General features: G+C 63.7%; 22 protein-coding genes and 2 pseudogenes. 15 read left to right on the top strand and 9 right to left on the bottom strand.

Annotation, left to right across the window (positions count from 1 at the left end):
- Positions 1–32: 32 nt before the first annotated feature.
- Positions 33–914 carry a LysR substrate-binding domain-containing protein gene (locus E3U47_RS09110; RefSeq protein ID WP_134690925.1) on the bottom strand — a complete coding sequence of 294 codons (882 nt, stop codon included), beginning with the start codon at positions 912–914 and terminating at the stop codon, positions 33–35.
- A 158-nt stretch (positions 915–1,072) separates the two neighbouring features.
- Here E3U47_RS09110 and E3U47_RS09105 point away from each other — a divergent pair, with 158 nt between their 5' ends.
- Positions 1,073–4,105: an FAD-binding and (Fe-S)-binding domain-containing protein gene (locus tag E3U47_RS09105; RefSeq protein WP_134690923.1), complete on the top strand. Its 3,033-nt coding sequence runs from the start codon at positions 1,073–1,075 to the stop codon at positions 4,103–4,105.
- Between the two features lie 8 nt (positions 4,106–4,113).
- Here the strand turns inward: E3U47_RS09105 and E3U47_RS25480 are convergent.
- The 6 genes and pseudogenes from E3U47_RS25480 to phhA all read right to left on the bottom strand — a co-directional run.
- A pseudogene (locus tag E3U47_RS25480) lies at positions 4,114–4,272 on the bottom strand (MFS transporter); the annotation flags it as partial.
- A gap of 2 nt (positions 4,273–4,274) precedes the next feature.
- Positions 4,275–4,418, bottom strand: a pseudogene (locus tag E3U47_RS24945) (MFS transporter); the annotation flags it as partial.
- Positions 4,419–4,518: 100 nt separating this feature from the next.
- Positions 4,519–4,647, bottom strand: a complete 129-nt coding sequence (locus E3U47_RS25205; protein WP_256660253.1) for a hypothetical protein — start codon at positions 4,645–4,647, stop codon at positions 4,519–4,521.
- Between the two features lie 237 nt (positions 4,648–4,884).
- Positions 4,885–6,081: an amino acid aminotransferase gene (locus E3U47_RS09095; protein ID WP_167659460.1), complete on the bottom strand. Its 1,197-nt coding sequence runs from the start codon at positions 6,079–6,081 to the stop codon at positions 4,885–4,887.
- Positions 6,078–6,434 (bottom strand): 4a-hydroxytetrahydrobiopterin dehydratase, encoded by a 357-nt coding sequence (locus tag E3U47_RS09090; protein WP_028691075.1) that lies wholly within the window; start codon positions 6,432–6,434, stop codon positions 6,078–6,080. The genes E3U47_RS09095 and E3U47_RS09090 overlap by 4 nt, the downstream gene beginning before the upstream one ends.
- A 38-nt stretch (positions 6,435–6,472) precedes the next feature.
- Positions 6,473–7,261, bottom strand: a complete 789-nt coding sequence (phhA, locus tag E3U47_RS09085) for a phenylalanine 4-monooxygenase (protein WP_134690919.1) — start codon at positions 7,259–7,261, stop codon at positions 6,473–6,475.
- 256 nt (positions 7,262–7,517) lie between these two features.
- On the opposite strand from phhA, the gene E3U47_RS09080 reads away from it, so the two are divergent.
- Positions 7,518–9,077, top strand: a complete 1,560-nt coding sequence (locus tag E3U47_RS09080; protein WP_134690917.1) for a sigma-54-dependent transcriptional regulator — start codon at positions 7,518–7,520, stop codon at positions 9,075–9,077.
- 214 nt (positions 9,078–9,291) lie between these two features.
- Here the strand turns inward: E3U47_RS09080 and E3U47_RS09075 are convergent, their stop codons facing one another.
- Positions 9,292–9,546, bottom strand: a complete 255-nt coding sequence (locus E3U47_RS09075; protein WP_134690915.1) for a DUF2790 domain-containing protein — start codon at positions 9,544–9,546, stop codon at positions 9,292–9,294.
- 406 nt (positions 9,547–9,952) lie between these two features.
- Here E3U47_RS09075 and acs point away from each other — a divergent pair, with 406 nt between their 5' ends.
- From acs to astE, 13 genes are all read left to right on the top strand, one after another.
- A complete protein-coding gene (gene acs / locus E3U47_RS09070; protein WP_134690913.1) occupies positions 9,953–11,914 on the top strand; it encodes an acetate--CoA ligase in 1,962 nt (653 codons plus the stop codon).
- Between the two features lie 546 nt (positions 11,915–12,460).
- Complete coding sequence (locus tag E3U47_RS09065) at positions 12,461–13,246, top strand: ABC transporter substrate-binding protein (RefSeq protein WP_023630943.1); 786 nt, start codon at positions 12,461–12,463, stop codon at positions 13,244–13,246.
- 90 nt (positions 13,247–13,336) lie between these two features.
- Positions 13,337–14,026: an ABC transporter permease gene (locus E3U47_RS09060; protein ID WP_028691070.1), complete on the top strand. Its 690-nt coding sequence runs from the start codon at positions 13,337–13,339 to the stop codon at positions 14,024–14,026.
- A complete protein-coding gene (locus tag E3U47_RS09055) occupies positions 14,023–14,721 on the top strand; it encodes an ABC transporter permease (protein WP_134690911.1) in 699 nt (232 codons plus the stop codon). Before E3U47_RS09060 ends, E3U47_RS09055 begins: the two co-directional genes overlap by 4 nt.
- Before the next feature lie 22 nt (positions 14,722–14,743).
- Positions 14,744–15,508: an ABC transporter ATP-binding protein gene (locus tag E3U47_RS09050; protein WP_011534967.1), complete on the top strand. Its 765-nt coding sequence runs from the start codon at positions 14,744–14,746 to the stop codon at positions 15,506–15,508.
- A gap of 103 nt (positions 15,509–15,611) precedes the next feature.
- The gene (gene argR / locus E3U47_RS09045; protein ID WP_167659459.1) at positions 15,612–16,592 is read left to right on the top strand and encodes a transcriptional regulator ArgR; all 981 of its coding nucleotides are present in this window, start codon (positions 15,612–15,614) and stop codon (positions 16,590–16,592) included.
- A 329-nt stretch (positions 16,593–16,921) separates the two neighbouring features.
- Positions 16,922–18,142, top strand: coding sequence for an aspartate aminotransferase family protein (locus E3U47_RS09035; RefSeq protein WP_134690907.1), 1,221 nt, complete (start codon positions 16,922–16,924; stop codon positions 18,140–18,142).
- Between the two features lie 140 nt (positions 18,143–18,282).
- The gene (gene aruF / locus E3U47_RS09030; RefSeq protein WP_134690897.1) at positions 18,283–19,302 is read left to right on the top strand and encodes an arginine/ornithine succinyltransferase subunit alpha; all 1,020 of its coding nucleotides are present in this window, start codon (positions 18,283–18,285) and stop codon (positions 19,300–19,302) included.
- Between the two features lie 55 nt (positions 19,303–19,357).
- Positions 19,358–20,386 carry an arginine N-succinyltransferase gene (gene astA / locus E3U47_RS09025; RefSeq protein WP_134690895.1) on the top strand — a complete coding sequence of 343 codons (1,029 nt, stop codon included), beginning with the start codon at positions 19,358–19,360 and terminating at the stop codon, positions 20,384–20,386.
- Complete coding sequence (gene astD / locus E3U47_RS09020; RefSeq protein WP_134690893.1) at positions 20,387–21,850, top strand: succinylglutamate-semialdehyde dehydrogenase; 1,464 nt, start codon at positions 20,387–20,389, stop codon at positions 21,848–21,850.
- Positions 21,851–21,873: 23 nt separating this feature from the next.
- Entirely contained in the window at positions 21,874–23,223 is a 1,350-nt protein-coding gene (gene astB / locus E3U47_RS09015) for an N-succinylarginine dihydrolase (protein WP_134690891.1), read from the top strand.
- Between the two features lie 14 nt (positions 23,224–23,237).
- Positions 23,238–23,525: a topoisomerase II gene (locus E3U47_RS09010; protein ID WP_134690889.1), complete on the top strand. Its 288-nt coding sequence runs from the start codon at positions 23,238–23,240 to the stop codon at positions 23,523–23,525.
- A 10-nt stretch (positions 23,526–23,535) separates the two neighbouring features.
- Positions 23,536–24,543: a succinylglutamate desuccinylase gene (astE, locus tag E3U47_RS09005; protein WP_134690887.1), complete on the top strand. Its 1,008-nt coding sequence runs from the start codon at positions 23,536–23,538 to the stop codon at positions 24,541–24,543.
- Between the two features lie 4 nt (positions 24,544–24,547).
- On the opposite strand, the gene E3U47_RS09000 is transcribed toward astE, so the two are convergent.
- On the bottom strand, positions 24,548–25,645 hold the full coding sequence (locus E3U47_RS09000) for a M91 family zinc metallopeptidase (RefSeq protein ID WP_134690885.1): 1,098 nt from the start codon (positions 25,643–25,645) through the stop codon (positions 24,548–24,550).
- Between the last annotated feature and the right edge of the window lie 174 nt (positions 25,646–25,819).

Genomic DNA, 25,819 nt, shown 5'->3' with positions numbered 1-25,819 from the left:
CGGCATCGGGTTTTTTGTTGCCTGTGCCGACCTCAGATCTGTTCGAGCAACCAGCCGCGAAACGCTCGCAACGATGGCAATGCCTCGTTCCTGGGCGGATAGATCAGGTAGTAGCTGCGCTGGCTGGCAAACGGTGTGCCCGGGCTGAACAGTTCGCCGCTGGCCAGTTCCTCCTGCACCAGGATCCTGGGCACCAGGCCAATGCCTATGCCTGCCCGAACCGCCTGAATCAAATGCGAGGTCAGTTCGAAACTTGGCCCAAGGCGCATCGCCCGGTGGGGCAGGGCATGGTGGGAAAACCACTCGCCCCAGGCATGGGGGTTATTGGCGACGTTGAGCAGCACTTGCTCGCTGATCCTTTGCGGGCTCCATTGGCCATCCCCATTGGCGTCGGGTGGCAGGATCACCACCAGTTCCTCGGCATGCAGGCGATGGCAGATCAGCCCGGGCAGGTCGTGGCTGGCAACGCCGATGGCCGCGTCGATTTCGCTGGTATCGAAGTTGATGGCTTCGATACGTGAATGAATGTGCACCAGCATGCCGGGATGCGCGCTGTAGAAAGCATGCAGGCGTGGCAGCAGCCATTTCGAGCCGAAGGTCGGTAGCGTTGCCAGGCGCAGAGTGCCGACCCCGGACTGATAGGCCAGGGCCTGCAGGGTGGCGCTGCGGATACGCCCCAGGGCTTCGCTGAGTTCGCGCTGGTACAGGCGCCCGACATCGGTCAGATGGACCTGGCGGCCCTCGCGGCGGAACAGCGTCAGCCCGAGCTGCTGCTCTAGCGCCTGCACCTGGCGGCTCACCGCGCTCTGGGTCAGCGACAGCTCGGCGGCGGCGCGAGTGTAGCTTTCATGTCGGGCGGCGGCCTCGAAGGCCAGAAGCAGCGACATCGAAGGGGTGAGGTGGCGGTAATTCATTCATAAAGCTCATTGATAGCGGCAGGGATATCCGTTTGCCCCTGGCGCGAAACTACAGGAACATGGGGGCATTCGTCATGCGGTACAGATCATTCATACCGTAGCCGCAGGAAACACAACATCTCGTGAATTAGCCGATATCAAAGAGGCATCCTTCGATGATCGCCCAGCTGCTGCCCCGCGCGCCCGCCGCCCAATACCCCGAATTCCTCGACGCCCTGAAGAACAGCGGCTTCCGTGGCCAGATCAGCGCCGACTACGGCACCCGAACCGTGCTGGCTACCGATAACTCCATCTACCAGCGTCTACCCCAGGCGGCGGTGTTCCCGCTGGACGCCGACGACGTGGCGCGTGTCGCCACACTGATGGCCGAGCCGCGTTTTCGTGAGATCAAGCTCACCCCGCGCGGCGGTGGCACCGGCACCAACGGCCAGTCGCTGACCGACGGCATCGTCGTCGACCTGTCGCGGCACATGAACAGCATTCTCGAGATTAACGTCGAGCAGCGCTGGGTGCGGGTCCAGGCGGGTGTGGTCAAGGACCAGCTCAATGCCGCGCTCAAGCCCCACGGGCTGTTCTTCGCGCCAGAGCTGTCCACCTCCAACCGCGCCACCGTGGGCGGCATGATCAACACCGATGCCAGCGGCCAGGGCAGTTGCACCTACGGCAAGACCCGCGACCACGTGCTCGAGTTGCACAGCGTGCTGCTTGGTGGCGAGCGCCTGCACAGCCTGCCGATCGATGACGCGGCGCTGGAGCAGGCCTGTGCCGCGCCGGGCCGGGTCGGTGCGGTGTATCGCATGGCCCGTGAGATCCAGCAAACCCAGGGCGAACTGATCGAAAGCACCTTCCCCAAGCTCAACCGCTGCCTGACTGGCTACGACCTGGCGCACCTGCGCGACGAGCAGGGCCGTTTCAACCTCAACAGCGTGCTGTGCGGTGCCGAGGGCTCGCTGGGCTATGTGGTCGAAGCCAAGCTCAATGTGCTGCCGATCCCCAAGTACGCCGTGCTGGTCAATGTGCGCTACACCAGCTTCATGGATGCCCTGCGTGATGCCAATGCGCTGATGGCGCTCAAGCCGCTGTCGATCGAGACGGTGGACTCCAAGGTGCTGATGCTGGCGATGCAGGACATTGTCTGGCACAGCGTCGCCGAATACTTCCCCGCCGACCCCGAACGCCCGACCCTGGGCATCAATCTGGTGGAGTTCTGCGGCGATGAGCCGGCCGAGGTCAAGGCCCGGGTGCAGGCCTTCATCGATCACCTGCAACGCGACACCAGCGTCGAGCGCCTGGGCCATACCCTGGCCGAAGGTGCCGAGGCCGTGACCCGCGTCTATGCCATGCGCAAGCGTTCGGTGGGGCTACTGGGCAACGTCGAGGGCGAGGTGCGGCCGCAACCCTTCGTCGAGGACACGGCGGTGCCGCCAGAGCAACTGGCCGACTACATTGCCGATTTCCGCGCCTTGCTCGACGGTTACGGCCTGGCCTACGGCATGTTCGGCCATGTCGATGCCGGCGTCTTGCACGTGCGCCCGGCCCTGGACATGAAGGACCCGGCCCAGGCGGCGCTGGTCAAGCCGATCTCCGATGCCGTGGCGGCGCTGACCAAGCGCTACGGTGGCCTGCTGTGGGGTGAGCACGGCAAGGGGCTGCGCTCGGAATACGTGCCGGACTACTTCGGCGAGCTGTACCCGGCATTGCAGCGCCTGAAGGGCGCCTTCGACCCGCACAACCAGCTCAACCCCGGCAAGATCTGCACCCCGCCAGACAGTGCCGAGGGCCTGACCGCGGTGGACGGCGTGACCTTGCGCGGCGACCTCGACCGCACCATCGACGAGCGGGTGTGGCAGGACTTCGCCAGCGCCGTGTACTGCAATGGCAATGGCGCCTGCTACAACTACGACCCCAACGACGCCATGTGCCCATCGTGGAAGGCGACCCGTGAGCGCCAGCACTCGCCCAAGGGCCGTGCCTCGCTGATCCGTGAATGGCTGCGCCTGCAGGGCGAGGCCAATATCGATGTGCTCGCTGCCGCCCAGCGCCGGGCTTCCTGGCTCAAGGGGCTGCCTGCCAGGCTGCGCAACAGTCGGGCGCGACAGCGTGGGCAGGCAGACTTCTCCCACGAAGTGTACGATGCCATGGCCGGCTGCCTGGCGTGCAAGTCGTGCGCGGGGCAGTGCCCGATCAAGGTCAACGTGCCGGATTTCCGTTCGCGCTTCCTCGAGCTGTATCACGGGCGTTACCAGCGGCCAATGCGCGACTACCTGATCGGCTCGCTGGAATTCAGCATCCCTTACCTGGCCCATGCGCCGGGGCTGTACAACGCGGTGATGGGCTCGAAGTGGGTGAGCCGCTTGCTGGCTGACCGCATCGGCATGGTCGACAGCCCGTTGATCAGCCGCTTCAACTTCCAGTCCACCCTGACCCGTTGCCGGGTCCAGATGGCGAGCGTGCCGGCCCTGCGCGAGCTAACCCCGGCCCAGCGCGAGCGCAGCATCGTGCTGGTGCAGGACGCCTTCACTCGCTACTTCGAAACACCACTGCTGGCCGCGCTTATCGAGCTGGCTCACCGCCTGGGGCACAAGGTGTTCCTTGCCCCGTACAGTGCCAATGGCAAGCCGTTGCATGTACAGGGTTTCCTTGGCGCCTTCGCCAAGGCGGCGATCCGCAATGCCTCCCAGCTCAAGGCCTTGGCCGATTGCGGCGTGCCGTTGGTGGGGCTGGATCCGGCGATGACCTTGGTCTATCGCCAGGAGTACCGGAAGGTCGAGGGGCTGGACGGATGCCCGCAGGTGCTGCTGCCCCAGGAGTGGCTGATGGAGGTGTTGCCCGAACAGAACGCGGTCAAGACCGAAACGTTCCGCCTGATGGCTCACTGCACCGAGAAGACCAACGTGCCTGCCAGCACCCGGCAGTGGGAGCAGGTGTTCGCGCGCCTTGGCCTGAAGCTGATCACCGAGGCCACCGGTTGCTGTGGAATGTCTGGCACCTATGGGCACGAGGCGCGAAACCAGGCTACCTCGAAGACCATCTTCGAGCAGTCCTGGGCGACCAAGCTGGACAAGCAAGGGGAAGCGTTGGCGACCGGATATTCGTGCCGTAGCCAGGTCAAGCGCATGACCGAAAAGCAGTTGCGCCATCCGTTGGAGGTGGTGCTGCAATACGTGCAGCGCGGCCCAGGTTTTTAGCGTTCGCGTTACAGTCGAGCTTGTCGGTACAGATAACAGCCCAATAGCAACCCGCATCCCACTGGGCCCGTTCGGGGCCTGGTGATCCCCAGCGACAGGTCGATGAACAGCGAATACGCTTCCATCGCCGCGTCACGGTTGGCCGCCGACACCTGGTTCATCACCTCGGATATCGGACGCTGATCGCCAGGCCGGCGACCACGGCGCTAAAGCCCAGGTCGTTGTGCGCATAGCCGGGCAGCACGACCAAGGGGATGGCGATGTTCAGGTAGCGTGCAGGGGGTGACCGCAAGGGGCGCGGTGAATCGGGCATGAGGGCTGCGCCGGGTAGTGGCTTCTGGACGGTGTGAAAACGTGATGACGGGGAAGCTCCCGCGGGTCAGCCGTTTTCACACTGTCGAACGGTGCGCGGGTTATTCCTGGTCGGCGCTGGATTGATCGTCGCCGTCCTGTTCGACGGTGGGCGTCGGTTCGGCGTGGGCGGCAACGGATTGCTCTTCGGGGTTCAGGCTTGGGAAGGGAAGATTCGGGATTTCATGCATCTCGTCGTTCCTCGCAAGTGTGAGTGAAAAGACAGCGCCTTGGCGCGTGATAAGGCTTCGAAAAGCTGGGGCAGGATACAGCAGTCTGGATGACAGTTTGGGATTTTTCCGCCGCGCCTATCGGTTTTTGCGGGCGGCTATCGGACAGCGGGCGTGTCAGGAGGGGCGTGGGAGCGGGCTAGCCCTCGAGAGTGCTACCTCGGGGCAAGCCCGCTCCCACGTTGTGTCGGCCAGATTTCAGCGGCAGACGTCGGCGATGGCCGCTGCCAGCTGTTCCAGGCGCTTGGCGTCCGCTCCGGCGATGTTCGCCCGGCCAGTACCGACCATGTACACGCTGTGTCGCTCGCGCAGCAGGCGCACCTGCTCGGGGTTCAGGCCAGTGTAGGAGAACATCCCGCGTTGCGCGGCGATATGCGCGAAGCGCTCGGCCAGGCCATGGGGCTCCAGCGCTTTCACCAGGCCGACGCGTAGCTCGGCGATGCGCTGGCGCATGGCGTTCACTTCCTCGATCCACAACGCCTTGAGTGCCGGGTCACCGAGAATCTCGGCGACCACCGCCGCGCCATGGTCTGGCGGCGTCGACCACAGGTTGCGCGCAATGAACGCCAGCTGGCTGCGCACATCCTGCAGTTTCTCGGCGTCGTGGCTGCACACCAGCAGGGCGCCGGTACGCTCGCGGTACAGGCCGAAGTTCTTCGAGCAGGAACTGGTGATCAGCAGCTCCGGCAGTTCGGCGGCGAACAGGCGCACTGCCCAGGCGTCCTCCTCCAGGCCGTCTCCGAAGCCTTGGTAGGCAAAGTCGATCAATGGCAGCAAGTTGCGCCGCTTGACGATGTCGAGCACCGCGCGCCAGTCGTCCTGGCCCAGATCGAAGCCGGTGGGGTTGTGGCAGCAGGCGTGCAGCAACACCACGTCGCCTTGCGGTACCCGCTCCAGTGCGGCGAGCATGGCGTCGACGTTCAGGCGGTTGTCCGCGCCCACGTAGGGGTAGTGCGAGACTTTGAGCCCGGCACCGGCGAAGATCGTCTCGTGGATCGGCCAGGTCGGGTCGCTCAGCCAGATACCGCGGCCCGGCAGGCAGTGGGCGATAAACTCCGCCGCCAGGCGCAGGGCGCCCGTGCCGCCAGGGGTCTGGGTGGCGCCGGCGCGCTGGCTTTTGAGCAGCGTGGAATCGTTGCCCAGCACCAGCTCGCTGACCAGGCGCGTGAACGCTGCATCACCATGGCCGCCGACATAGCTCTTGGTGGCCTGCCGCTCGACCAGGCGCTGCTCGGCCTGCTTGACCGCAGCCGGAATCGGCGTCAGCCCCGCAGCGTCCTTGAACACGCCGACACCCAGGTCGAACTTGGCCGGGTTGCCGTCGCGGGCGTAGGCTTCCATCAGCCCCAGGATCGGGTCGCCAGGGACCCGAGCGATGGCGGCGAAGTGCATCACTTGCGCCCTTCAGCAGTCTTGGCGACCTCGTCGGTGCGCGCGCACATGATGAAGTCGTTGCGGTGCAGGCCCTTGATCGAGTGGCTCCACCAGGTCACGGTGACCTTGCCCCATTCGGTCAACAGGCCTGGGTGGTGGCCTTCGGCCTCGGCGATCTCGCCGATGGCGTTGGTGAAGGCCAGGGCGTGCTTGAAGTTCTTGAACAGGAACACGCGCTCGAGTTCCATGTGGCCGTCGCGGACTTCGATGTTCCAGTCCGGGATCTCGCGGATCAGTTCCGCCAGTTCCTCGTCGGTGACTTTCGGCGCATCGGCGCGGCAGGCTTCGCAGTGGGCTTGGTTCAAGGCATTCATGGGTGTTTTCCGCTTTGAGTTGTTATCGACAGGGCGGCTCAGGCAGCCGCCTTGGGTGGAAACTTCGGGGCGTGCAGGCCTAGTTGCATGGCCTGGTGGACCATGGCCATGATGTCTTCGTGGGCCAGGTCGAACAGGCGCTTCATGTTCGGCAGGACGAAGTACAGCGGCTGCAGGATATCGATGCGGTACGGCGTGCGCATGGCCTCGATCGGGTCGAAGGCCTGGTGCTCCGGCTCGCTGGAAAGACTGTAGACGGTCTCCTTGGGCGAGGAGAGGATGCCGCCGCCGTAGATCTTGCGGCCTTGGGCGGTTTCCATCAGGCCGAACTCGATGGTCATCCAGTACAGGCGCGCCAGGTACACCCGCTGTTCCTTGGTCGCGGCCAGGCCGAGCTTGCCGTAGGTATGGGTGAATTCAGCGAACCAGGGGTTGGTCAGCAGTGGGCAGTGGCCGAAGATCTCGTGGAATATGTCCGGCTCTTGCAGGTAATCCAGTTCTTCCGGGGTGCGGATGAAGGTGGCGACCGGGAAGCGCTTGCTGGCCAGCAACTCGAAGAAGGTCTGGAAGGGAATCAGCGCCGGCACCCGGGCGACTTGCCAGCCGGTGGTGGCGCCCAGCACCTTGTTGATCTCGCCCAGTTGCGGAATGCGGTCATGGGGCAACTTGAGCTGCTCGATGCCGTCCAGGTACTCCTGACAGGCCCGGCCTTCGATGACTTTCAGCTGGCGGGTGATCAGGGTGTTCCACACCGCATGCTCTTGCTGCGGGTAGTCGATGAAGCCGTGCGCATCGGGCTCACGGGCCACGTATTGCGTCTGTTTCATGTGGCTCTCCTGGGAGGACATTCTTGTTATGTTCAGGGCGTGCCCTTAGTGATAACCCCGTCCTTGGCGCTTTGCACGGGTGTTTTCCTACTATATCGATATCCGTTTGCAGGGTTTTTGTAACGATAATTTTACAAAAATGCGCTAATCCCGGAAAATGGCGCTCGCCCGGCTGGCTTTCAAGGCTATTTTGTCAGCTTATCTTTACGACTTTTCCGCGGGTCGAACAAATACCTGCCCGCTTCGAGAGATCTCCATGCGTATCAAAGTGCATTGCCAGAACCGCATCGGCATCCTGCGCGACATTCTCAACCTGCTGGTGGAGTACGGCATCAACGTGCTGCGTGGCGAGGTCGGCGGCGATCACGGCAATGCTATCTACCTGCACTGTCCGAACCTGATCAACCTGCAGTTCCAGGCGCTGCGGCCCAAGTTCGAGTCAATCGCCGGGGTGTTCGGGGTCAAGCGCGTCGGGCTGATGCCCAGCGAGCGCCGGCACATGGAGCTCAATGCGTTGCTCGGGGCGCTGGATTTCCCGGTGCTGTCGATCGATATGGGCGGCAGTATCGTCGCCGGCAACCGTGGCGCGGCGCAGTTGCTTGGGGTGCGAGTCGACGAAGTGCCGGGGATCCCGCTGTCGCGCTATGTCGAGGACTTCGACCTGCCGGAGCTGGTGCGCGCCAACAAATCGCGCATCAACGGCCTGCGCATCAAGGTCAAGGGCGATGTGTTCCTGGCTGATATCGCGCCGTTGCAATCGGAGCACGACGAGAGCGAGGCCCTGGCCGGCGCGGTACTGACCCTGCACCGCGCCGACCGTATCGGCGAGCGGATCTACAACGTGCGCAAGCAGGAGTTGCGCGGTTTCGACAGCATCTTCCAGAGTTCGAAGGTGATGGCCGCGGTGGTGCGCGAGGCGCGGCGCATGGCGCCGCTGGATGCGCCGCTGCTGATCGAGGGCGAGACCGGCACTGGCAAGGAGTTGCTGGCGCGTGCCTGCCACTTGGCCAGCCCGCGCGGCCAGGCGCCGTTGATGGCGCTCAATTGCGCCGGCCTGCCCGAGTCGATGGCCGAGACTGAACTGTTTGGCTATGGGCCTGGGGCGTTCGAAGGTGCGCGGGCCGAGGGCAAGCTCGGCTTGCTGGAGTTGACTGCCGGCGGCACGTTGTTCCTCGATGGGGTGGGGGAGATGAGCCCGCGCTTGCAGGTCAAGCTGCTGCGCTTCCTGCAGGACGGTTGCTTCCGCCGTGTTGGCAGCGACGAAGAGGTGTACCTGGATGTGCGGGTGATCTGCGCGACCCAGGTCGACCTGTCCGAGCTGTGCGCGCGCGGCGAGTTCCGCCAGGACCTGTACCACCGGCTCAATGTGCTGTCGCTGCATATTCCGCCACTGCGCGAATGCATGGATGGCCTGGAAGGGCTGGTGCAGCACTTCCTTGACCAGGCCAGCCGGCAGATCGGTTGCCCGATGCCACGCCTGGCGGCCTCGGCGATGGACAAGTTGAGCCAGTACCATTGGCCGGGCAACGTGCGGCAACTGGAAAACGTATTGTTCCAGGCGGTGTCGTTATGTGAAGGCGGTGTTGTAAAGAGCGAACATATTCGTTTGCCGGACTATGGCGTGCGCCAGCCGTTGGGCGAATTTTCACTGGATGGTGATCTTTCGCAGATTGTCGGGCGTTTCGAGCGGGCGGTATTGGAAAGTTTGCTGGGCGAATTTCCAAGTAGTCGCGCGTTGGGTAAGCGTCTGGGTGTTTCGCACACGACGATTGCCAACAAGTTGCGTGAGTATTCGCTGGGCAAGTCGGCGGAGTGAATCTATTGGAAAGGTGTCGCCTGCCCTTGTAGGAGCGGCCTTGCCGAAGCGTCGCACCGGTCGAAAAGGGCTGCGTAGCGGCCCCAATATGTCGATAGTTACAGGTATCGCGGGGCCGCGTTGCGGCCCTTTCGCGACACAAGGCCGCTCCTGCAGGGTCGCGCGCGGCGCGATCAGGGGCGGAGCGGGCCTGCCTTGCGCTGAGTCTGTAGCCTTAGCCGTTGGAGCAGCCGTTGCCCATCACACGGTATTCGAGAATGTGCTTCTGGCCCTTGGAGTCTTCATAGGTCATGCGCGCCGGTACAACTTCGCAGACATTGGGAACTTCGCTCATGGAAATAACGCGGGCGATATCCAGGTGCTGCGAATAACTGTACTGTTCAACCGGAATCTGCTCGGCATTGTTTGCCTCGCCGGCGAGTGCCGCGCCGCAAAGACTGCCAAGTACCAATACCAGTAAAGCTTTCATTTTCAATTTACCTATCTAAGGTCGTGAGGGGGCACGCGGCGCTGATGGCGCCGCGAGTACAGCAAGTTTCAACTATCAGGATGAAGTACGGATTAACGTTGCCTTCGTGGGGGTTGTTACCAAGTTAATCGCGTTGCCGTTGCTGGCGAGGTGAATTCTAGGAGGCTGGCCCGGGCTGAAACAGAGCGGGTTTTGATAAAGTCTTTTGACAGAATCTGTAACAATCCCTCGGTACTGCGCGGTTTTTTCTGGCTGAAGTGGCTGAGTGCCATGGGCTAGAGCGGTTGCGCAAAAGCACCGAGTGGTCGGGGCAGCGCGTTACTACCAACGTCGAATGGTGTTTGCCGCTCTGGTACAGTTACAAACGGTTCCATACAAAAACAACTATTACACCGAGGTAACACAGATGAGTGCGGCTCCACTGTATCCCGTTCGTCCCGAGGTTGCGGCCAGTACCCTGACCGACGAGGCCACCTACAAGGCCATGTACCAGCAATCGGTGATCAACCCGGACGGCTTCTGGCGCGAGCAGGCCCAGCGTCTGGACTGGATCAAGCCTTTCACCAAGGTCAAGCAGACCTCGTTCGACGACCACCATGTCGATATCAAGTGGTTCGCCGACGGCACTCTGAACGTCTCCTACAACTGCCTGGACCGCCACCTCGAAACGCGCGGCGACCAGTTGGCGATCATCTGGGAGGGCGACGACCCTTCCGAGCACCGCAACATCACCTATCGCGAGCTCCACGAGCAGGTCTGCAAGTTTGCCAACGCCCTGCGTGGCCAAGATGTGCACCGCGGCGACGTGGTCACCATCTACATGCCGATGATCCCCGAGGCCGTGGTCGCCATGCTGGCCTGCGCGCGCATCGGCGCGATCCATTCGGTGGTGTTCGGCGGCTTCTCGCCAGAGGCCCTGGCCGGGCGCATCATCGATTGCAAGTCCAAGGTGGTGATCACTGCCGACGAAGGCCTGCGTGGTGGCCGGCGCACCCCGCTCAAGGCCAATGTCGACCTGGCCCTGACCAACCCTGAAACCAGCAGCGTGCAGAAGATCATCGTGTGCAAGCGCACCGGTGGCGACATCGCCTGGCACCAGCACCGCGACATCTGGTTCGAAGACCTGATGAAGGTTGCCTCCAGCCACTGCGCGCCCAAGGAAATGGGCGCCGAGGAGGCGCTGTTCATCCTTTATACCTCCGGCTCCACCGGCAAGCCGAAGGGCGTGCTGCACACTACCGGCGGTTACCTGGTGTACGCGGCGCTGACCCACGAGCGCGTGTTCGACTACCGCCCGGGCGAGGTGTACTGGTGCACCGCCGACGTGGGCTGGGTCACCGGCCACAGCTACATCGTCTACGGTCCGCTGGCCAATGGTGCCACCACACTATTGTTCGAAGGCGTGCCGAACTACCCGGATATCACCCGGGTGTCGAAGATCGTCGACAAGCACAAGGTCAATATTCTCTACACCGCGCCAACCGCCATCCGCGCCATGATGGCCGAGGGCGAGGCAGCGGTGGCCGGTGCCGATGGCTCCAGCCTGCGCCTGCTGGGTTCGGTGGGCGAGCCGATCAACCCCGAGGCCTGGAACTGGTACTACAAGACCGTCGGCAAGGAGCGTTGCCCGATCGTCGACACCTGGTGGCAGACCGAAACCGGCGGCATCCTGATCAGCCCGCTGCCAGGCGCCACCGGCCTCAAGCCGGGCTCGGCGACCCGTCCGTTCTTCGGCGTGGTGCCGGCGCTGGTGGACAGCCTGGGCAACCTGATCGACGGCGCCGCCGAGGGCAACCTGGTGATTCTCGATTCCTGGCCGGGCCAGTCGCGTTCGCTGTACGGCGACCACGACCGCTTCGTCGACACCTATTTCAAGACCTTCCGTGGCATGTACTTCACCGGTGACGGCGCCCGTCGCGACGAGGATGGCTACTACTGGATCACCGGCCGGGTGGACGATGTGCTCAACGTCTCCGGCCACCGCATGGGGACCGCCGAGATCGAGAGCGCGATGGTCGCCCATGCCAAGGTCGCCGAGGCCGCGGTGGTGGGCGTGCCGCACGACATCAAGGGGCAGGGCATCTATGTCTACGTCACCCTCAATGCCGGTGAGGAGCCCAGCGAGCAACTGCGCCTGGAGCTGAAGAACTGGGTGCGCAAGGAGATCGGCCCGATCGCTTCGCCGGATGTGATCCAGTGGGCGCCGGGCTTGCCGAAGACTCGCTCGGGCAAGATCATGCGCCGGATCCTGCGCAAGATCGCCACTGGCGAGTACGACGCCCTGGGCGATATCTCGACCCTGGCCGACCCTGGTGTGGTGCAGCACCTGATCGATACCCACAAGGCGATGAGCCTGGCGTCGGCCTGAGCGCGGTCGCGGAGCAAGGCCGCGCCCACGGCCTGCGTGGGGGCTTGCCCCGCGATCTGGTCGCCAACTGAAACCCCGCCGGGCAGCCGGCGGGGTTTTTGCTTTACTGACGGGGGTGTTACTCCGACATTCATCGGTAACCCTTGTTGTCACCGATTTCGCACAAAATCGGGGCATCGCGAAACATTCATGTGCGCAAAAGCCGCGTTTCTGACAGCATTTCTTGCATTCAGGCACGCTGCGCTTGCCGGAATACAAGGGTTTGCGAATAATGGGCCCGCTTATTGCTATGTGTATGGGTTATTTCTTTTTTGCTCTTGCATAATCCGCAGGAGCTGTCAATATCGCCCGCCGCGGTTCCAGGCGCTTCTGTAACTAGTTGTCGCTTTGAAGAAATATCGACTACCGGGCTGTCGCTAAAATGCCACTCACTCGCTCGTGGTCTGCGACCTTGGTCGAACCCTGCGCGGCTCGCGTTGTACCCATTCGCATATCGGGCAGCCGTTACAACTGCCTTGTATTGCCCCGTACCGATGGAGTTACCTGATGAAGAAGCTCGCACTGCTTGGCGCCCTGGCGCTTTCCGTGTTTTCCCTGGTATCGCAGGCCGATGAGAAGCCGTTGAAGATCGGTATCGAGGCCGCCTACCCACCCTTCGCCTTCAAGCAGCCCGATGGCAGCCTCGCGGGCTTCGACTACGACATCGGCAACGCCCTGTGCGAACAGATGAAAGCCAAGTGCACCTGGGTCGAGCAGGAGTTCGACGGCCTGATCCCGGCACTGAAAGTGCGCAAGATCGACGCCATCCTGTCGTCCATGTCGATCACTGACGATCGCAAGAAGTCGGTCGACTTCACCAAGCGCTACTACCTGACCCCGGCGCGCCTGGTGATGAAGGAAGGCACCACCGTCAGCGACAGTCTGGCTGAGCTCAAGGGCAAGAAGATCGGCGTGCAGCGCGGTTCGATCCACGACCGTTTCGCCAAGGAAGTCCTGGCCCCGCAAGGTGCCACCGTGGTGCCCTACGGTACCCAGAATGAAATCTACCTGGATGTCGCCGCCGGCCGCCTGGACGGCACCGTGGCCGATGCCACCCTGCTCGAGGACGGCTTCCTGAAGACCGATGCAGGCAAGGGCTTCGCCTTCGTCGGTCCGGCCTTCACCGACACCAAGTACTTCGGTGATGGCGTCGGTATCGCCGTGCGCAAGGGCGACACCGCCAACGCCGAGCGCATCAACGCCGCCATCGACGCGATCCGCGCCAACGGCAAATACAAAGAGATCGAGAAGAAGTACTTCAACTTCGACATCTACGGTCCAGACTCGAAGTAACCATCGAGTTTCACCTGTGCAATGGTGCAAACAGCAGAATCTCTGAGGTTTGCACCATTTTTCATTCCCAAGCCCTGAGGAATCCGAATCATGTTGAAAGGCTATGGGGCAGTCATCCTCGACGGAGCGTGGCTGACGCTACAGCTCGCCCTGTCGTCGATGGCCCTGGCCATCGTCCTCGGCCTGATCGGCGTGGCGCTGCGTTTGTCGCCGGTGCGCTGGTTGGCCTGGCTGGGGGACCTGTACTCCACGGTGATCCGTGGCATCCCTGACCTGGTCCTGATCCTGCTGATCTTCTATGGCGGCCAGGACATCATCAACCGGGTGGCGCCGCTGCTCGGCTATGACGATTACATAGACCTGAACCCGCTGGTGGCCGGCATCGGTACCCTGGGCTTCATCTTCGGCGCGTACCTGTCGGAAACCTTCCGCGGCGCGTTCCTGGGTATTCCCAAGGGGCAGGCGGAGGCCGGTGCCGCCTATGGCATGAGCGGCGTGCAGGTATTCTTCCGGATCATGGTGCCGCAGATGATCCGCCTGGCGATCCCGGGCTTCACCAACAACTGGCTGGTACTGACCAAGGCGACCGCGCTGATTTCGGTGGTCGGCCTGCAGGACATGATGTTCAAGGCCAAGCAGGCGGCCGACGCCACCCGCGAACCCTTCACCTTCTTCCTGGCGGTGGCGGCGTTGTACCTGGTGTTGACCAGTGTCTCGCTGCTGGCGTTGAAGTATCTCGAGAAGCGCTACTCGGTGGGCGTCAAGGCGGCTGAACTATGATCTTCGACTACAACGTCATCTGGGAGGCGCTGCCGCTGTACATCGGCGGGCTGCTGACCACCCTCAAGCTGCTGGCGCTGTCGCTGTTCTTCGGTCTGCTGGCGGCCATCCCGCTGGGCCTGATGCGGGTGTCCAAGCAGCCGCTGGTGAACATGAGCGCCTGGCTGTACACCTATGTGATTCGCGGCACGCCGATGCTGGTGCAGCTGTTCCTGATCTACTACGGCCTGGCCCAGTTCGAGGCGGTGCGCGAGAGCTTCCTGTGGCCGTGGCTGTCCAGCGCGACCTTCTGTGCCTGCCTGGCCTTCGCCGTCAACACCAGCGCCTACACCGCCGAGATCATCGCCGGCAGCCTCAAGGCCACGCCCCATGGCGAGATCGAGGCGGCCAAGGCCATCGGCATGTCGCGCATGAAAATGTACCGCCGCATCCTGCTGCCCTCTGCGCTGCGCCGGGCGCTGCCGCAGTACAGCAACGAGGTGATCATGATGCTGCAGACCACCAGCCTGGCGTCGATCGTCACCCTGATCGACATCACTGGTGCCGCGCGCACGGTCAACGCCCAGTACTACCTGCCTTTCGAGGCCTATATCACGGCGGGCGTGTTCTACCTGTGCCTGACCTTCATCCTCGTGCGCCTGTTCAAGCTGGCCGAACGCCGTTGGCTCGGCTACCTGGCGCCGCGCAAGCACTGACCGCTCTGTGAGAACCGACAGCATGTACAAACTGCAAATCCAAGACCTGCACAAGCGCTATGGCAGCCACGAGGTGCTCAAGGGCGTCTCCCTCGAAGCCAAGGCGGGCGACGTGATCAGCATCATCGGCTCCAGCGGCTCGGGCAAATCCACCTTCCTGCGTTGCATCAACCTGCTCGAGCAGCCGCACGCGGGCAAGATCCTGCTCAACAACGAAGAGCTCAAGCTGGTCGCCGGCAAGGACGGCGCGCTCAAGGCCGCCGACCCCAAGCAGTTGCAACGCATGCGCTCGCGCCTGTCGATGGTGTTCCAGCATTTCAACCTGTGGTCGCACATGACCGCGCTGGAAAACGTCATCGAGGCGCCGGTGCATGTGCTGGGCGTGAACAAGAAAGAAGCGCTGGAAAAGGCCGAGCACTACCTGGCCAAGGTGGGTGTCGCCCATCGCAAGGATGCCTTCCCCGGGCACATGTCCGGCGGTGAGCAACAGCGCGTGGCCATCGCCCGTGCCCTGGCCATGGAGCCTGAAGTGATGCTGTTCGACGAGCCGACCTCGGCGCTCGACCCGGAACTGGTGGGCGATGTGCTCAAGGTCATGCAGTCGCTGGCCCAGGAAGGCCGCACCATGGTCGTGGTCACCCACGAGATGGGCTTCGCCCGCGAGGTCTCCAACCAGCTGGTATTCCTGCACAAGGGCCTGGTCGAAGAGCGCGGCTGCCCGCGCGAGGTGTTGGTCAACCCGCAGTCCGAGCGCCTCAAGCAGTTCCTGTCTGGCAGCCTCAAGTAAAGGCTGCACTTTTGCACCATGATGGGGCATGCTGCGCAACGCACGTTGCATGCCCCGGCGCGACGAGCGCGAACCTTCCTTTCCAGGTTTTGGACCACGCCCTATGACCACCCAGCGAATCGGATTTCTCATCTGGCCCGGCACCAAGCCGCTGACCCTGGCGCTGGCGGAAGAGGTGTTGCTGGTGGCCCAGCGGGTGCATCCGGATGTGGTCTACGAACTCGCCTATTTGCAGGCCGAGGCTGCGCAGGAGGGTGCCTGGCGTTTGCCGGGCGAGGCGTGGAACGGTCGCCTCGAGGGCTGTCACAAGCTGTTCCTGTTGGCCGATGAGCCGCCGTCGGCCGTCGGTTCGGCACTGTCGACCGCGCTCAAGCAGCTGGCGCGCGGGGGTTGCATGATCGGCGGGCTGTCCGCCGGGGTGTACCCATTGGCGGCGCTGGGCCTGCTCGATGGCTACCGCGCCGCGGTGCACTGGCGCTGGCAGGATGACTTCGCCGAGCGCTTTCCCAAGGTGATCGCCACCAGCCACCTGTTCGACTGGGATCGTGATCGTTTGACTGCTTGCGGCGGCATGGCTGTGACCGACCTGCTGTTGGCGGTGCTGGCCCGCGACCACGGTGCCGAGTTGGCCGGCGCGGTGTCGGAGGAACTGGTGGTCGAGCGTATTCGCGAGGGGGGCGAGCGCCAGCGCATTCCGCTGCAGAACCGCTTGGGTTCCAGCCATCCGAAGCTGACCCAGGCGGTGCTGCTGATGGAGGCCAATATCGAAGAGCCGCTGACCACTGATGAGATCGCCCAGCATGTATGCGTGTCGCGGCGCCAGCTGGAGCGGATCTTCAAGCAGTACCTCAATCGCGTGCCCAGCCAGTATTACCTGGAGCTGCGGCTGAACAAGGCGCGGCAGATGCTGATGCAGACCAGCAAGTCGATCATCCAGATCGGCTTGTCCTGCGGGTTTTCCTCCGGGCCGCATTTCTCCAGCGCGTACCGTAATTTCTTTGGTGCCACGCCGCGAGAGGATCGCAACCAGCGCCGCAGCAGCAGCCCGTTCGAACTGAGTTCGGCGCCGGCCGAGCGCGGCTGACAACTTCCTTTACTGCGCAGGCGTTATCGCGGGCCTACGCCCGCTCCCACGGGTTGCGTTGTTTGTGGGAGCGGGCTTGCCCTGCGATGGGGTTTGTACATGTGAACACCCGTTCACCCAATTCTCGTCTGGCCTCTCCCCGCCACCCCATCCTCCCGTTACACTGCGCGATTGCGACAGTGTTTGTCGCATTGCCGAAAACCTTGCAAAAACAGGGTTTGGCGCTGTAACAAGTTGTCGCCTGGCAGCAAGGACAGGCGCCGATCAGTCCTTACAATCCCTCCATCGCTCGCCACTTCCAGGCCAGCGTTCCTCTTCAGGAGACTCAGATGTCCGTTGAGCAAGCCCCGGTGCAACGTGCCGATTTCGACCAGGTCATGGTTCCCAACTACTCCCCGGCGGCCTTCATTCCTGTGCGAGGCGAGGGCTCCCGAGTGTGGGACCAGACCGGCCGCGAGCTGATCGACTTCGCCGGCGGCATCGCGGTCAACGCCCTGGGCCACTGCCATCCGGCGCTGGTCAAGGCGCTGACCGAGCAGGCCAATACCCTCTGGCATGTCTCCAACGTGTTCACCAACGAGCCGGCCCTGCGCCTGGCGCACAAGCTGGTGGACGCCACCTTTGCCGAACGCGCGTTCTTCTGCAACTCCGGCGCCGAAGCCAACGAGGCCGCCTTCAAGCTGGCCCGGCGTGTCGCCCATGACCGTTTCGGTCCCGAAAAACACGAGATCATCGCCACCGTCAACAGCTTCCACGGCCGGACCCTGTTCACCGTCAGCGTCGGTGGCCAGCCCAAGTACTCCGACGGTTTCGGGCCGAAGATCACCGGCATCAGCCACGTGCCGTACAACGACCTGGAAGCGCTGAAAGCGCAGATCAGCGACAAGACCTGCGCCGTGGTCATCGAGCCGATTCAGGGCGAGAGCGGTGTGGTCCCGGCCGACAAGGCCTACCTGGAAGGCGCGCGCAAGCTGTGTGACGAGCACAATGCCCTGCTGATCTTCGACGAAGTGCAGACCGGCGTTGGCCGTACCGGCTCGCTGTATGCCTATCAGCACTACGGCGTCACCCCGGACATCCTGACCAGCGCCAAGAGCCTGGGCGGCGGCTTCCCGATTGGCGCGATGCTGACCACCAGCGACCTGGCCAAGCACTTGGCCGTCGGCACCCACGGCACCACTTACGGCGGCAACCCGCTGGCCTGTGCCGTCGCCTGCGCCGTGCTCGATGTGGTCAACACCCCGGAAACCCTGGCGGGCATCAAGGCCAAACATGAGCGCTTCAAGACCCGCCTGGAGAAGATCGGCCAGGAACCCGGCCTGTTCACCCTGGTGCGCGGTGTCGGCCTGCTGATCGGTTGCGTGCTCAGTGACGCCTGGAAGGGCAAGGCCAAGGACATCCTCAATGCCGCCGAGAAGGAAGGCGTGATGGTCCTGCAGGCCGGTCCCGACGTAGTGCGCTTCGCCCCGAGCCTGGTGGTCGAGGACGTCGACATCGACGAAGGCCTGGCACGCTTCGAACGCGCCGTGCGCAAGCTGACGCAAGGCTGATCCACCCTTCGTCGGCCCGGGTTTTGGCCTGGGTCGGCGATCCCTGAATTCCAGTGCGGGCCTGCTTGCAGGTAGTGGCGCGTGCCCGTCGTTTTTCCGTGCCGATGTGATCGGCGCGCTTTCCCGAAAGGAGTGACACCATGCTGGTGATGCGCCCCGCGCAAATGGCGGATCTGAACGAAGTGCAGCGCATGGCTGCCGACAGCCCCATTGGTGTCACCTCGTTGCCGGATGACACCGCTCGCCTGGGCGACAAGATCGCCGCCTCGGAAACCTCGTTCGCCGCCGAAGTGAGCTTCAACGGCGAGGAGAGCTATTTCTTCGTGCTCGAGGACAGCGCCACCGGCAAGCTGGTCGGCTGCTCGGCCATCGTCGCCTCGGCCGGTTATTCCGAGCCGTTCTACAGCTTTCGTAACGAGACCTTCGTACACGCCTCGCGCGAGCTGAAGATCCACAACAAGATCCACGTCCTGTCGCTGTGTCACGACCTTACCGGCAATAGCCTGCTGACCAGCTTCTACGTGTTGCCGGAGTTGGTGAACAGCGCCTTCGCCGAGCTCAACTCGCGCGGTCGCCTGCTGTTCATGGCTGCGCACCCCGAGCGTTTCGCCGATTCGGTGGTCACCGAAATCGTCGGTTTCAGCGACGAGCAGGGCGAATCGCCGTTCTGGGATGCCATCGGGCGCAACTTCTTCGACCTCAACTATGCCGACGCCGAGCGCCTGTGCGGCTTGAAGAGCCGCACTTTCCTCGCCGAGCTGATGCCGCACTATCCGATCTACGTGCCGCTGCTGGACGACGCCGCGCAAGAGGCCATGGGCCAGGTGCACCCGCGGGCGCAGATCACCTTCGATATCCTCATGCGCGAAGGCTTCGAGACCGAGCACTACATCGACATCTTCGACGGTGGCCCGACCCTGCACGCACGCACCTCGGGCATCCGCTCGATCGCCCAGAGCCGCGTGGTGCCGGTCAAGCTCGACGACGCCCCGGTCAAGGGCGGTCGACCGTACCTGGTGTGCAACGGCCAATTGCAGGACTACCGCGCGGTGTTGCTGGAGCTGGACTGGGTGCCGGGCAAACCGGTCAGCCTGAGCAGCGAGGCCGTCGAGGCCCTGGGTGTCGGCGAAGGCGCCAGCGTGCGCCTGGTCGCGGTCTGATTGGCCGCAACAGAGAGTTTCGCGGCAGGCGCTGGCCGCCGCACAAGGAGATAGCATGATCGTTCGTCCTGTACGCAGCAGCGATTTACCCGCGCTGATCGAATTGGCTCGCAGCACCGGCACCACTGGGCTGACCACGCTCCCGGCCAACGAGGAGCGCCTCGGCCAGCGCGTTGGCTGGGCCGAGAAAAGCTTCCGTGGCGAGGCCGAGCGGGGTGATACCGACTACTTGTTCGTGCTGGAGAACGACGAAGGGTTGGTGGTCGGCATCAGCGCCATCGCCGGTGCCGTCGGCCTGCGCGAGCCCTGGTACAACTACCGGGTCGGCCTGACCGTCAGCGCTTCGCAGGAGCTGAAGATCTACCGCGAGATTCCGACCCTGTTCCTGGCCAACGACCTGACCGGCAACTCCGAGCTGTGCTCGCTGTTCCTGCGTGGCGACCATCGCAGCGGCCTCAACGGTCGCCTGCTGTCCAAGGCGCGGATGCTTTTCATCGCCGAATTCCCCGAGCTGTTCGGCCACAAGATCATCGCCGAGATGCGCGGCATGTCCGACGAGCAGGGGCGTTCGCCGTTCTGGGAGAGCCTGGGCCGGCACTTCTTCAAGATGGAGTTCAGTCAGGCCGATTACCTCACCGGGGTGGGCAACAAGTCGTTCATCGCCGAACTGATGCCCAAGTTCCCGCTGTACACCTGCTTCCTTTCGGAGGCCGCGCGCAATGTCATCGGCCGCGTGCATACCGACACCGAGCCTGCGCTGGCCATGCTTAAGCGCGAAGGTTTCAACTACCAGGGCTTCGTCGACATCTTCGATGCGGGCCCGGCCATCGAGTGCGAGACCTCGAAGATCCGCGCCGTGCGTGACAGCGAGACCCTGGTGCTGGCCGTCGGCACCCCGGGCGACGACGCCACACCCTATATCATCCACAACCGCAAGCGCGAAGATTGCCGCATCACCGCCGCGCCGGCGCGCCTCGCCGCCGGCACCCTGGTGGTCGATCCGCAGACCGCCAAGCGCCTGCGCCTGGGCGCGGGCGACAATGTGCGCGCGGTGCCACTGTCCGCCAGCCGGGAGGCCCAGTAAATGACCACGCATTACATCGCCGGCCAATGGCTGGCTGGCCAGGGCGAAGCCCTGCAGTCGCTCAACCCCGTCACCCAGGCGGTGATCTGGCAAGGGCAGGGCGCCGATGCCGCGCAGGTAGATAATGCCGTGCAGGCTGCCCGTCAGGCGTTCCCCGGCTGGGCATCGCTGAGCCTGGATGCGCGTATTGGCGTGCTGGAGGCCTTCGCCGAGAAACTCAAGGCCAATGCCGAGGCGTTGTCGCGCTGCATTGGCGAGGAAACCGGCAAGCCGCTGTGGGAATCGGCCACCGAAGTGACCAGCATGGTCAACAAGGTCGCCATCTCGGTGCAGAGCTACCGCGAGCGTACCGGCGAGAAGAGCGGCCCGCTGGCCGACGCCACTGCCGTGCTGCGGCACAAGCCCCACGGCGTGGTCGCCGTGTTCGGCCCATACAACTTCCCAGGCCACCTGCCCAACGGCCATATCGTTCCGGCGCTGCTGGCCGGCAACTGCGTGGTGTTCAAACCCAGCGAGCTGACCCCGAAGGTCGCCGAGCTGACCGTGCAGTGCTGGGTCGAGGCCGGTTTGCCGGCGGGCGTGCTCAACCTGGTCCAGGGCGCTCGGGAAACCGGCGTGGCGCTAGCCGCCAACCCAGGTATCGATGGCCTGTTCTTCACCGGCTCCAGCCGCACCGGCAACTTGCTGCACCAACAGTTCGCCGGTCGCCCGGACAAGATCCTGGCGCTGGAGATGGGCGGCAACAACCCGCTAGTGGTCGATGAGGTCAAGGACCTCGACGCGGCGGTCTACACCATCATCCAGTCGGCTTTCATCTCGGCCGGCCAGCGCTGCACGTGCGCGCGCCGCCTACTGGTGCCCCAGGGCGCCTGGGGCGACCAGTTGCTCGCGCGCCTGGTGGAGGTGAGTCGTGGTATCAGCGTCGGTGCCTTCGACCAGCAGCCGGCGCCGTTCATGGGCTCGGTGATCTCGCTGCAAGCCGCGCGCGCGCTGCTGGCGGCCCAGGCCGAACTGCTCGGCAAGGGCGCCGTGGCGCTGTTGCCAATGACCCAGCCCCAGGCCAATGCCGCCTTGCTCACGCCCGGCATCATCGATGTCAGCGCGGTGGCCGAGCGCCCGGACGAAGAATTCTTCGGACCGCTGCTGCAGGTGATTCGCTACGCCGATTTCGACGCGGCGATCGATGAAGCCAACAACACTCAGTACGGCCTGGCCGCCGGCCTGTTGTCGGACTCAAACGCCCGTTACCAGCACTTCTGGTTGCGCAGCCGCGCTGGCATCGTCAACTGGAACAAGCAGTTGACCGGCGCCGCCAGCAGCGCGCCGTTCGGTGGCGTCGGCGCCAGCGGCAACCACCGCGCCAGCGCCTACTACGCGGCGGACTACTGCGCCTACCCCGTGGCTTCGTTGGAGACCGCGAGCCTTGCACTACCGGCGACCCTGACGCCGGGCGTCACCCTATAACAACAGGTCTCGGAGCCTAGCCGATGAAATCCTATGAAGTGAATTTTGATGGCCTGGTGGGGCCGACCCACAACTACGGCGGCCTGTCCTACGGCAACGTGGCCTCGCAGAGCAATAGCCAGCAAGGTTCCAACCCACGCGAGGCGGCGCGCCAGGGCCTGGCGAAGATGAGGGCGCTGATGGAGATGGGCTTCCAGCAGGGCGTGCTGGCGCCACAGGAGCGCCCGGACGTGGCAGCGCTGCGTCGCCTGGGCTTCACCGGCAGCGACGCCGAAGTGATCCAGCGCGCCGCGAAGGAGGCCATGCCGCTGCTGGTGGCCAGTTGCTCGGCCTCGAGCATGTGGGTGGCCAACGCCGCCACCGTCAGCCCCAGCGCCGACACCGCCGACGGCCGCGTGCACTTCACCGCCGCCAACCTCAACTGCAAGTACCACCGCAGCATCGAGCACCCAACCACCAGTCGCGTGCTGGGCGCCATGTTCAATGACGACAAGGTGTTCGCCCATCACCAGGCACTGCCGGCGGTTGCCCAGTTCGGTGACGAGGGCGCGGCCAACCATACCCGCTTCTGTCGTGCCTACGGCGATGCCGGCGTCGAGTTCTTCGTCTATGGCCGCAGTGCCTTCGACAGCCGCTACCCCGCGCCGCAGAAGTACCCGGCGCGCCAGACCCTGGAGGCCTCGCAGGCGGTGGCCCGGTTGCACGGCCTGCGCGACGATGGCGTGGTCTACGCTCAACAGAACCCGGCAGTGATCGATCAGGGTGTGTTTCACAACGATGTGATCGCGGTGGGCAACGGTGAGGTGCTGTTCTACCACGAGGATGCCTTCCTCGACACCGACGCGGTGCTTGGCCAGCTGCAGGCTAAACTGGCCAGCAAAGGTGGCAACTTCCAGGCCATCTGCGTGCCGCGTTTGGCGGTGACGGTGGAGGACGCGGTGCGTTCCTACCTGTTCAACAGCCAGCTGCTCAGCCGCGAGGACGGCTCGATGCTGCTGGTAGTGCCGGAGGAGTGCCGCAATAACGAGCGCGTCTGGGCGTATCTGGGCCAGCTGACCAGCCAGGGCGGCCCGATCAAGGAGGTCAAGGTGTTCGACCTCAAGCAGAGCATGCAGAACGGCGGCGGCCCGGCTTGTCTGCGCCTGCGCGTGGCGTTGAAGGAAAACGAACTGGCGGCGGTCAACCAAGGCGTTATCATGACCGCCCCGCTGTACGACACCCTGGTGCAATGGGTCGACAAGCACTACCGCGATCGCCTCGGCGAGGCGGACCTGGCCGACCCGCAGTTGCTGGTGGAATGCCGCACGGCACTGGATGAACTGACCCAGATCCTCAAGCTGGGTTCGGTCTATCCGTTCCAATGCCAACCTTGAAGAGAGAAATTGCAATGTCCGACGCCCTGCGCCTGATCCTGGAAGATGAAGACGGCACCCAGCTGGAAACCTCGTGCACCCGTTTTGCCGTGGTCTGGCAAGGCAAGGAGGTGTGGATCCAGCAGGATGGCCGCGGCCAGCTGCTGATCGGCGTCGATGTCGAGGAAGACGACACCGAGTACGCCAACCTGCTGCTGCGCCCGATGGCCACCAACCTGGTCAGCCTGCAACTGGAAATGGAACCGGCCGATGCCGGTGACGACGACCACGTCCACGGCCCGGACTGCGGCCACCACCACTAAGGAAGCGCCCATGCTCGCCCTTGGCAAACTGCTTGAGCTGACCCTGACCGATCACGAACCGGCCGAGAAGACCCAAGTGACGCCCTGGGGCGTGCGTTTGCGCTGGCTGGGGGAGGGCGCCTTGGAAGTGCGTCCGCCCGAGGCCGAGGACAGCGGCCTTGACCTATTGCTGTCGGCAGGTATCCACGGCAATGAGACGGCGCCGATCGAGTTGCTGGAAAAACTCCTGCATGGCGTGGCCGATGGCTCCATCAAGCCGCGCGCACGAGTGTTGTTCCTGTTTGGCAATCCGCCGGCGATCCGCAAGGGTGAGCGTTTCATCGAGCAGGACATCAACCGCCTGTTCAATGGCCGGCATGAACTTTCCAGTGGTTTCGAGGCATTGCGGGCCGCGGAGCTGGAGCAGTTTGCCCGGGTGTTCTTCAGCAAGCCCGAGCGCGCCCGCCTGCATTACGACCTGCATACCGCCATTCGCGGGTCGAAGATCGAGCAGTTCGCGCTGTATCCCTACAAGGAAGGGCGCAAGCACTCCCGTCGCGAGCTGGCCCGCCTGGCGGCGGCCGGCATGGAGGCGGTGCTGCTGCAGAGCAAGTCGTCGATCACCTTCAGCGCGTTCACCTATGAGCAACTCGATGCCGAAGCCTTCACCCTGGAACTGGGCAAGGCCCGCCCCTTCGGGCAGAACGAGCAAGTCAATCTCGACAAGCTCGAAACGCGCCTGATCCACCTCATCGAAAACACCGAGCCCCAGACCGAACAGAGCCTGGACGGCCTCAAGCTGTTCAGCGTCGCTCGCGAAATCATCAAGCACAGCGACAGCTTCCACCTGCACCTGCCAGCGGACATCGAGAATTTCTCCGAGCTGAGCAAGGGCTACCTGCTGGCCGAGGACCTCGCCGAGACGCGCTGGGTGGTGGAGGAGGAGGGCGCGCGCATCATTTTCCCCAACCCTAAGGTGAAGAACGGGCTGCGGGCCGGCATCCTGATAGTGCCGGCCGAGGACAGCGCGCTGGCCTGACTGCTCAGCGATAGGCCAGGCGAGGTGGCAGGCCCATTTCTGCACGTAACGCGTTCTCGTTGAACGGTGCCGGATTGCTCGCGGTATCCGCGGTCGAGGGGTCGTCATCGAAATCAAATGGCGCTTCGCCGGTCGCCAGCCCAACGGCTTGCAGCTCGCCTTGGCCCGCGACGCTGCCGGTGGCGTAGTTCCAGATATGGCAAAGTTCGTGATAGAGCGCGATCAGCGGGGGGGCGCCTGGAACCTGCATGTGCGGGTTGAACAGGATCTCGCTGTGCAGAATGCGATCGCCTCGTTGACCGTTGGCCTTGATCCTGGGGTCGCCGAGCCGCCTGTCGAAGCCCGCGAAGGCATTGTCCGTGACTGACGTGTAGCGCAAGGTGACGGTGACCCTCCGGGCGGCCAGGTCCTGGAGCAATCGTGAGGCGGTTGGGCTTGCGTGCAGGCGCTGCAGGAGTCGCGTCATCTGCTCGATGTAGCGTGCGTCGCCTTCGATCTTGAAGCTGTGCGCATAGTGCGTGGGCAAGGTCTGTGTGCCGGCACGCGCAAGCGTCAGCTGGTCCGTCCCCGCGATCACCGTGTCATCGCCTTCACCGGTGTTGACCCAGGTGTGCGCGGCGCTGCTGTAGATCAGATCGTTGCCCTCGCCAGCATGAACCTGCACCCGCTGCAGGCCAGTGACAATGATGTGGTCGTCGCCGCTGCCGGTCGCCACTATCACTCGGCCCCCAGGGCGTTGCGATGAGTCGTCCGGGGCTTGCTCCTTGCCTTCCAGGAGAATCTTGTCGTTGCCCGCGGCGGTTTCGACAATGATCCTGGTGCTTGGGTCGGCCTTCAGATGCACGCTGTCAGGACCATTTCCGGTTCTTAGTATCGCGGTATGCGGGGCGGGTAGCACCAGCTCGTAGCAGGTGGTGGCGATCTGTACCCTGAGCGCCAGCGGTCGCGTATCGACCAGCATTTCGCTGACTCCTGGCAGCGCGGTGATCAGTAGTTGATCCGCGGCGCGTTCCACCGCAACAAGGTGATCTTCGTAGGGCAGCGCAAAGGTGTCTGTGGTGGCTTGTGCAGGTCGAATGACCTTGAGGGTGTCGAGGCTCATGGCGCGCTGTCTTGTCAAGGAATGGGCCTACAAACTAAGGGGGTGTCTGGGTGTTGATGCGGTATCCCGATAACACCTGGAACGGGATCCAATCGTTCATGAAAGGTATTTAATTCACTATCTATTCCATTTTCCTACCGCCTGGGCGGTAATTGGCTTGCCAGTAGCGAAACG

Source organism: Pseudomonas sp. RIT623 (genome assembly GCF_004519305.1).
Classification (GTDB): Bacteria; Pseudomonadota; Gammaproteobacteria; order Pseudomonadales; family Pseudomonadaceae; genus Aquipseudomonas.
Note: the sequence above shows the minus strand (reverse complement) of the source record. Positions and strands in the feature narration are given on the sequence as shown.

What these genes read in the sequence shown, in the direction of transcription:
- E3U47_RS09110 (WP_134690925.1), bottom strand. Translation starts at nt 914, where the DNA reads ATGAATTACCGCCACCTCACCCCTTCGATGTCGCTGCTTCTGGCCTTC.
- E3U47_RS09105 (WP_134690923.1), top strand. Translation starts at nt 1,073, where the DNA reads ATGATCGCCCAGCTGCTGCCCCGCGCGCCCGCCGCCCAATACCCCGAA.
- E3U47_RS25205 (WP_256660253.1), bottom strand. Translation starts at nt 4,647, where the DNA reads ATGCATGAAATCCCGAATCTTCCCTTCCCAAGCCTGAACCCCGAAGAG.
- E3U47_RS09090 (WP_028691075.1), bottom strand. Translation starts at nt 6,434, where the DNA reads ATGAATGCCTTGAACCAAGCCCACTGCGAAGCCTGCCGCGCCGATGCG.
- phhA (WP_134690919.1), bottom strand. Translation starts at nt 7,261, where the DNA reads ATGAAACAGACGCAATACGTGGCCCGTGAGCCCGATGCGCACGGCTTC.
- E3U47_RS09080 (WP_134690917.1), top strand. Translation starts at nt 7,518, where the DNA reads ATGCGTATCAAAGTGCATTGCCAGAACCGCATCGGCATCCTGCGCGAC.
- E3U47_RS09075 (WP_134690915.1), bottom strand. Translation starts at nt 9,546, where the DNA reads ATGAAAGCTTTACTGGTATTGGTACTTGGCAGTCTTTGCGGCGCGGCA.
- acs (WP_134690913.1), top strand. Translation starts at nt 9,953, where the DNA reads ATGAGTGCGGCTCCACTGTATCCCGTTCGTCCCGAGGTTGCGGCCAGT.
- E3U47_RS09065 (WP_023630943.1), top strand. Translation starts at nt 12,461, where the DNA reads ATGAAGAAGCTCGCACTGCTTGGCGCCCTGGCGCTTTCCGTGTTTTCC.
- E3U47_RS09060 (WP_028691070.1), top strand. Translation starts at nt 13,337, where the DNA reads ATGTTGAAAGGCTATGGGGCAGTCATCCTCGACGGAGCGTGGCTGACG.
- E3U47_RS09055 (WP_134690911.1), top strand. Translation starts at nt 14,023, where the DNA reads ATGATCTTCGACTACAACGTCATCTGGGAGGCGCTGCCGCTGTACATC.
- E3U47_RS09050 (WP_011534967.1), top strand. Translation starts at nt 14,744, where the DNA reads ATGTACAAACTGCAAATCCAAGACCTGCACAAGCGCTATGGCAGCCAC.
- argR (WP_167659459.1), top strand. Translation starts at nt 15,612, where the DNA reads ATGACCACCCAGCGAATCGGATTTCTCATCTGGCCCGGCACCAAGCCG.
- E3U47_RS09035 (WP_134690907.1), top strand. Translation starts at nt 16,922, where the DNA reads ATGTCCGTTGAGCAAGCCCCGGTGCAACGTGCCGATTTCGACCAGGTC.
- aruF (WP_134690897.1), top strand. Translation starts at nt 18,283, where the DNA reads ATGCTGGTGATGCGCCCCGCGCAAATGGCGGATCTGAACGAAGTGCAG.
- astA (WP_134690895.1), top strand. Translation starts at nt 19,358, where the DNA reads ATGATCGTTCGTCCTGTACGCAGCAGCGATTTACCCGCGCTGATCGAA.
- astD (WP_134690893.1), top strand. Translation starts at nt 20,387, where the DNA reads ATGACCACGCATTACATCGCCGGCCAATGGCTGGCTGGCCAGGGCGAA.
- astB (WP_134690891.1), top strand. Translation starts at nt 21,874, where the DNA reads ATGAAATCCTATGAAGTGAATTTTGATGGCCTGGTGGGGCCGACCCAC.
- E3U47_RS09010 (WP_134690889.1), top strand. Translation starts at nt 23,238, where the DNA reads ATGTCCGACGCCCTGCGCCTGATCCTGGAAGATGAAGACGGCACCCAG.
- astE (WP_134690887.1), top strand. Translation starts at nt 23,536, where the DNA reads ATGCTCGCCCTTGGCAAACTGCTTGAGCTGACCCTGACCGATCACGAA.
- E3U47_RS09000 (WP_134690885.1), bottom strand. Translation starts at nt 25,645, where the DNA reads ATGAGCCTCGACACCCTCAAGGTCATTCGACCTGCACAAGCCACCACA.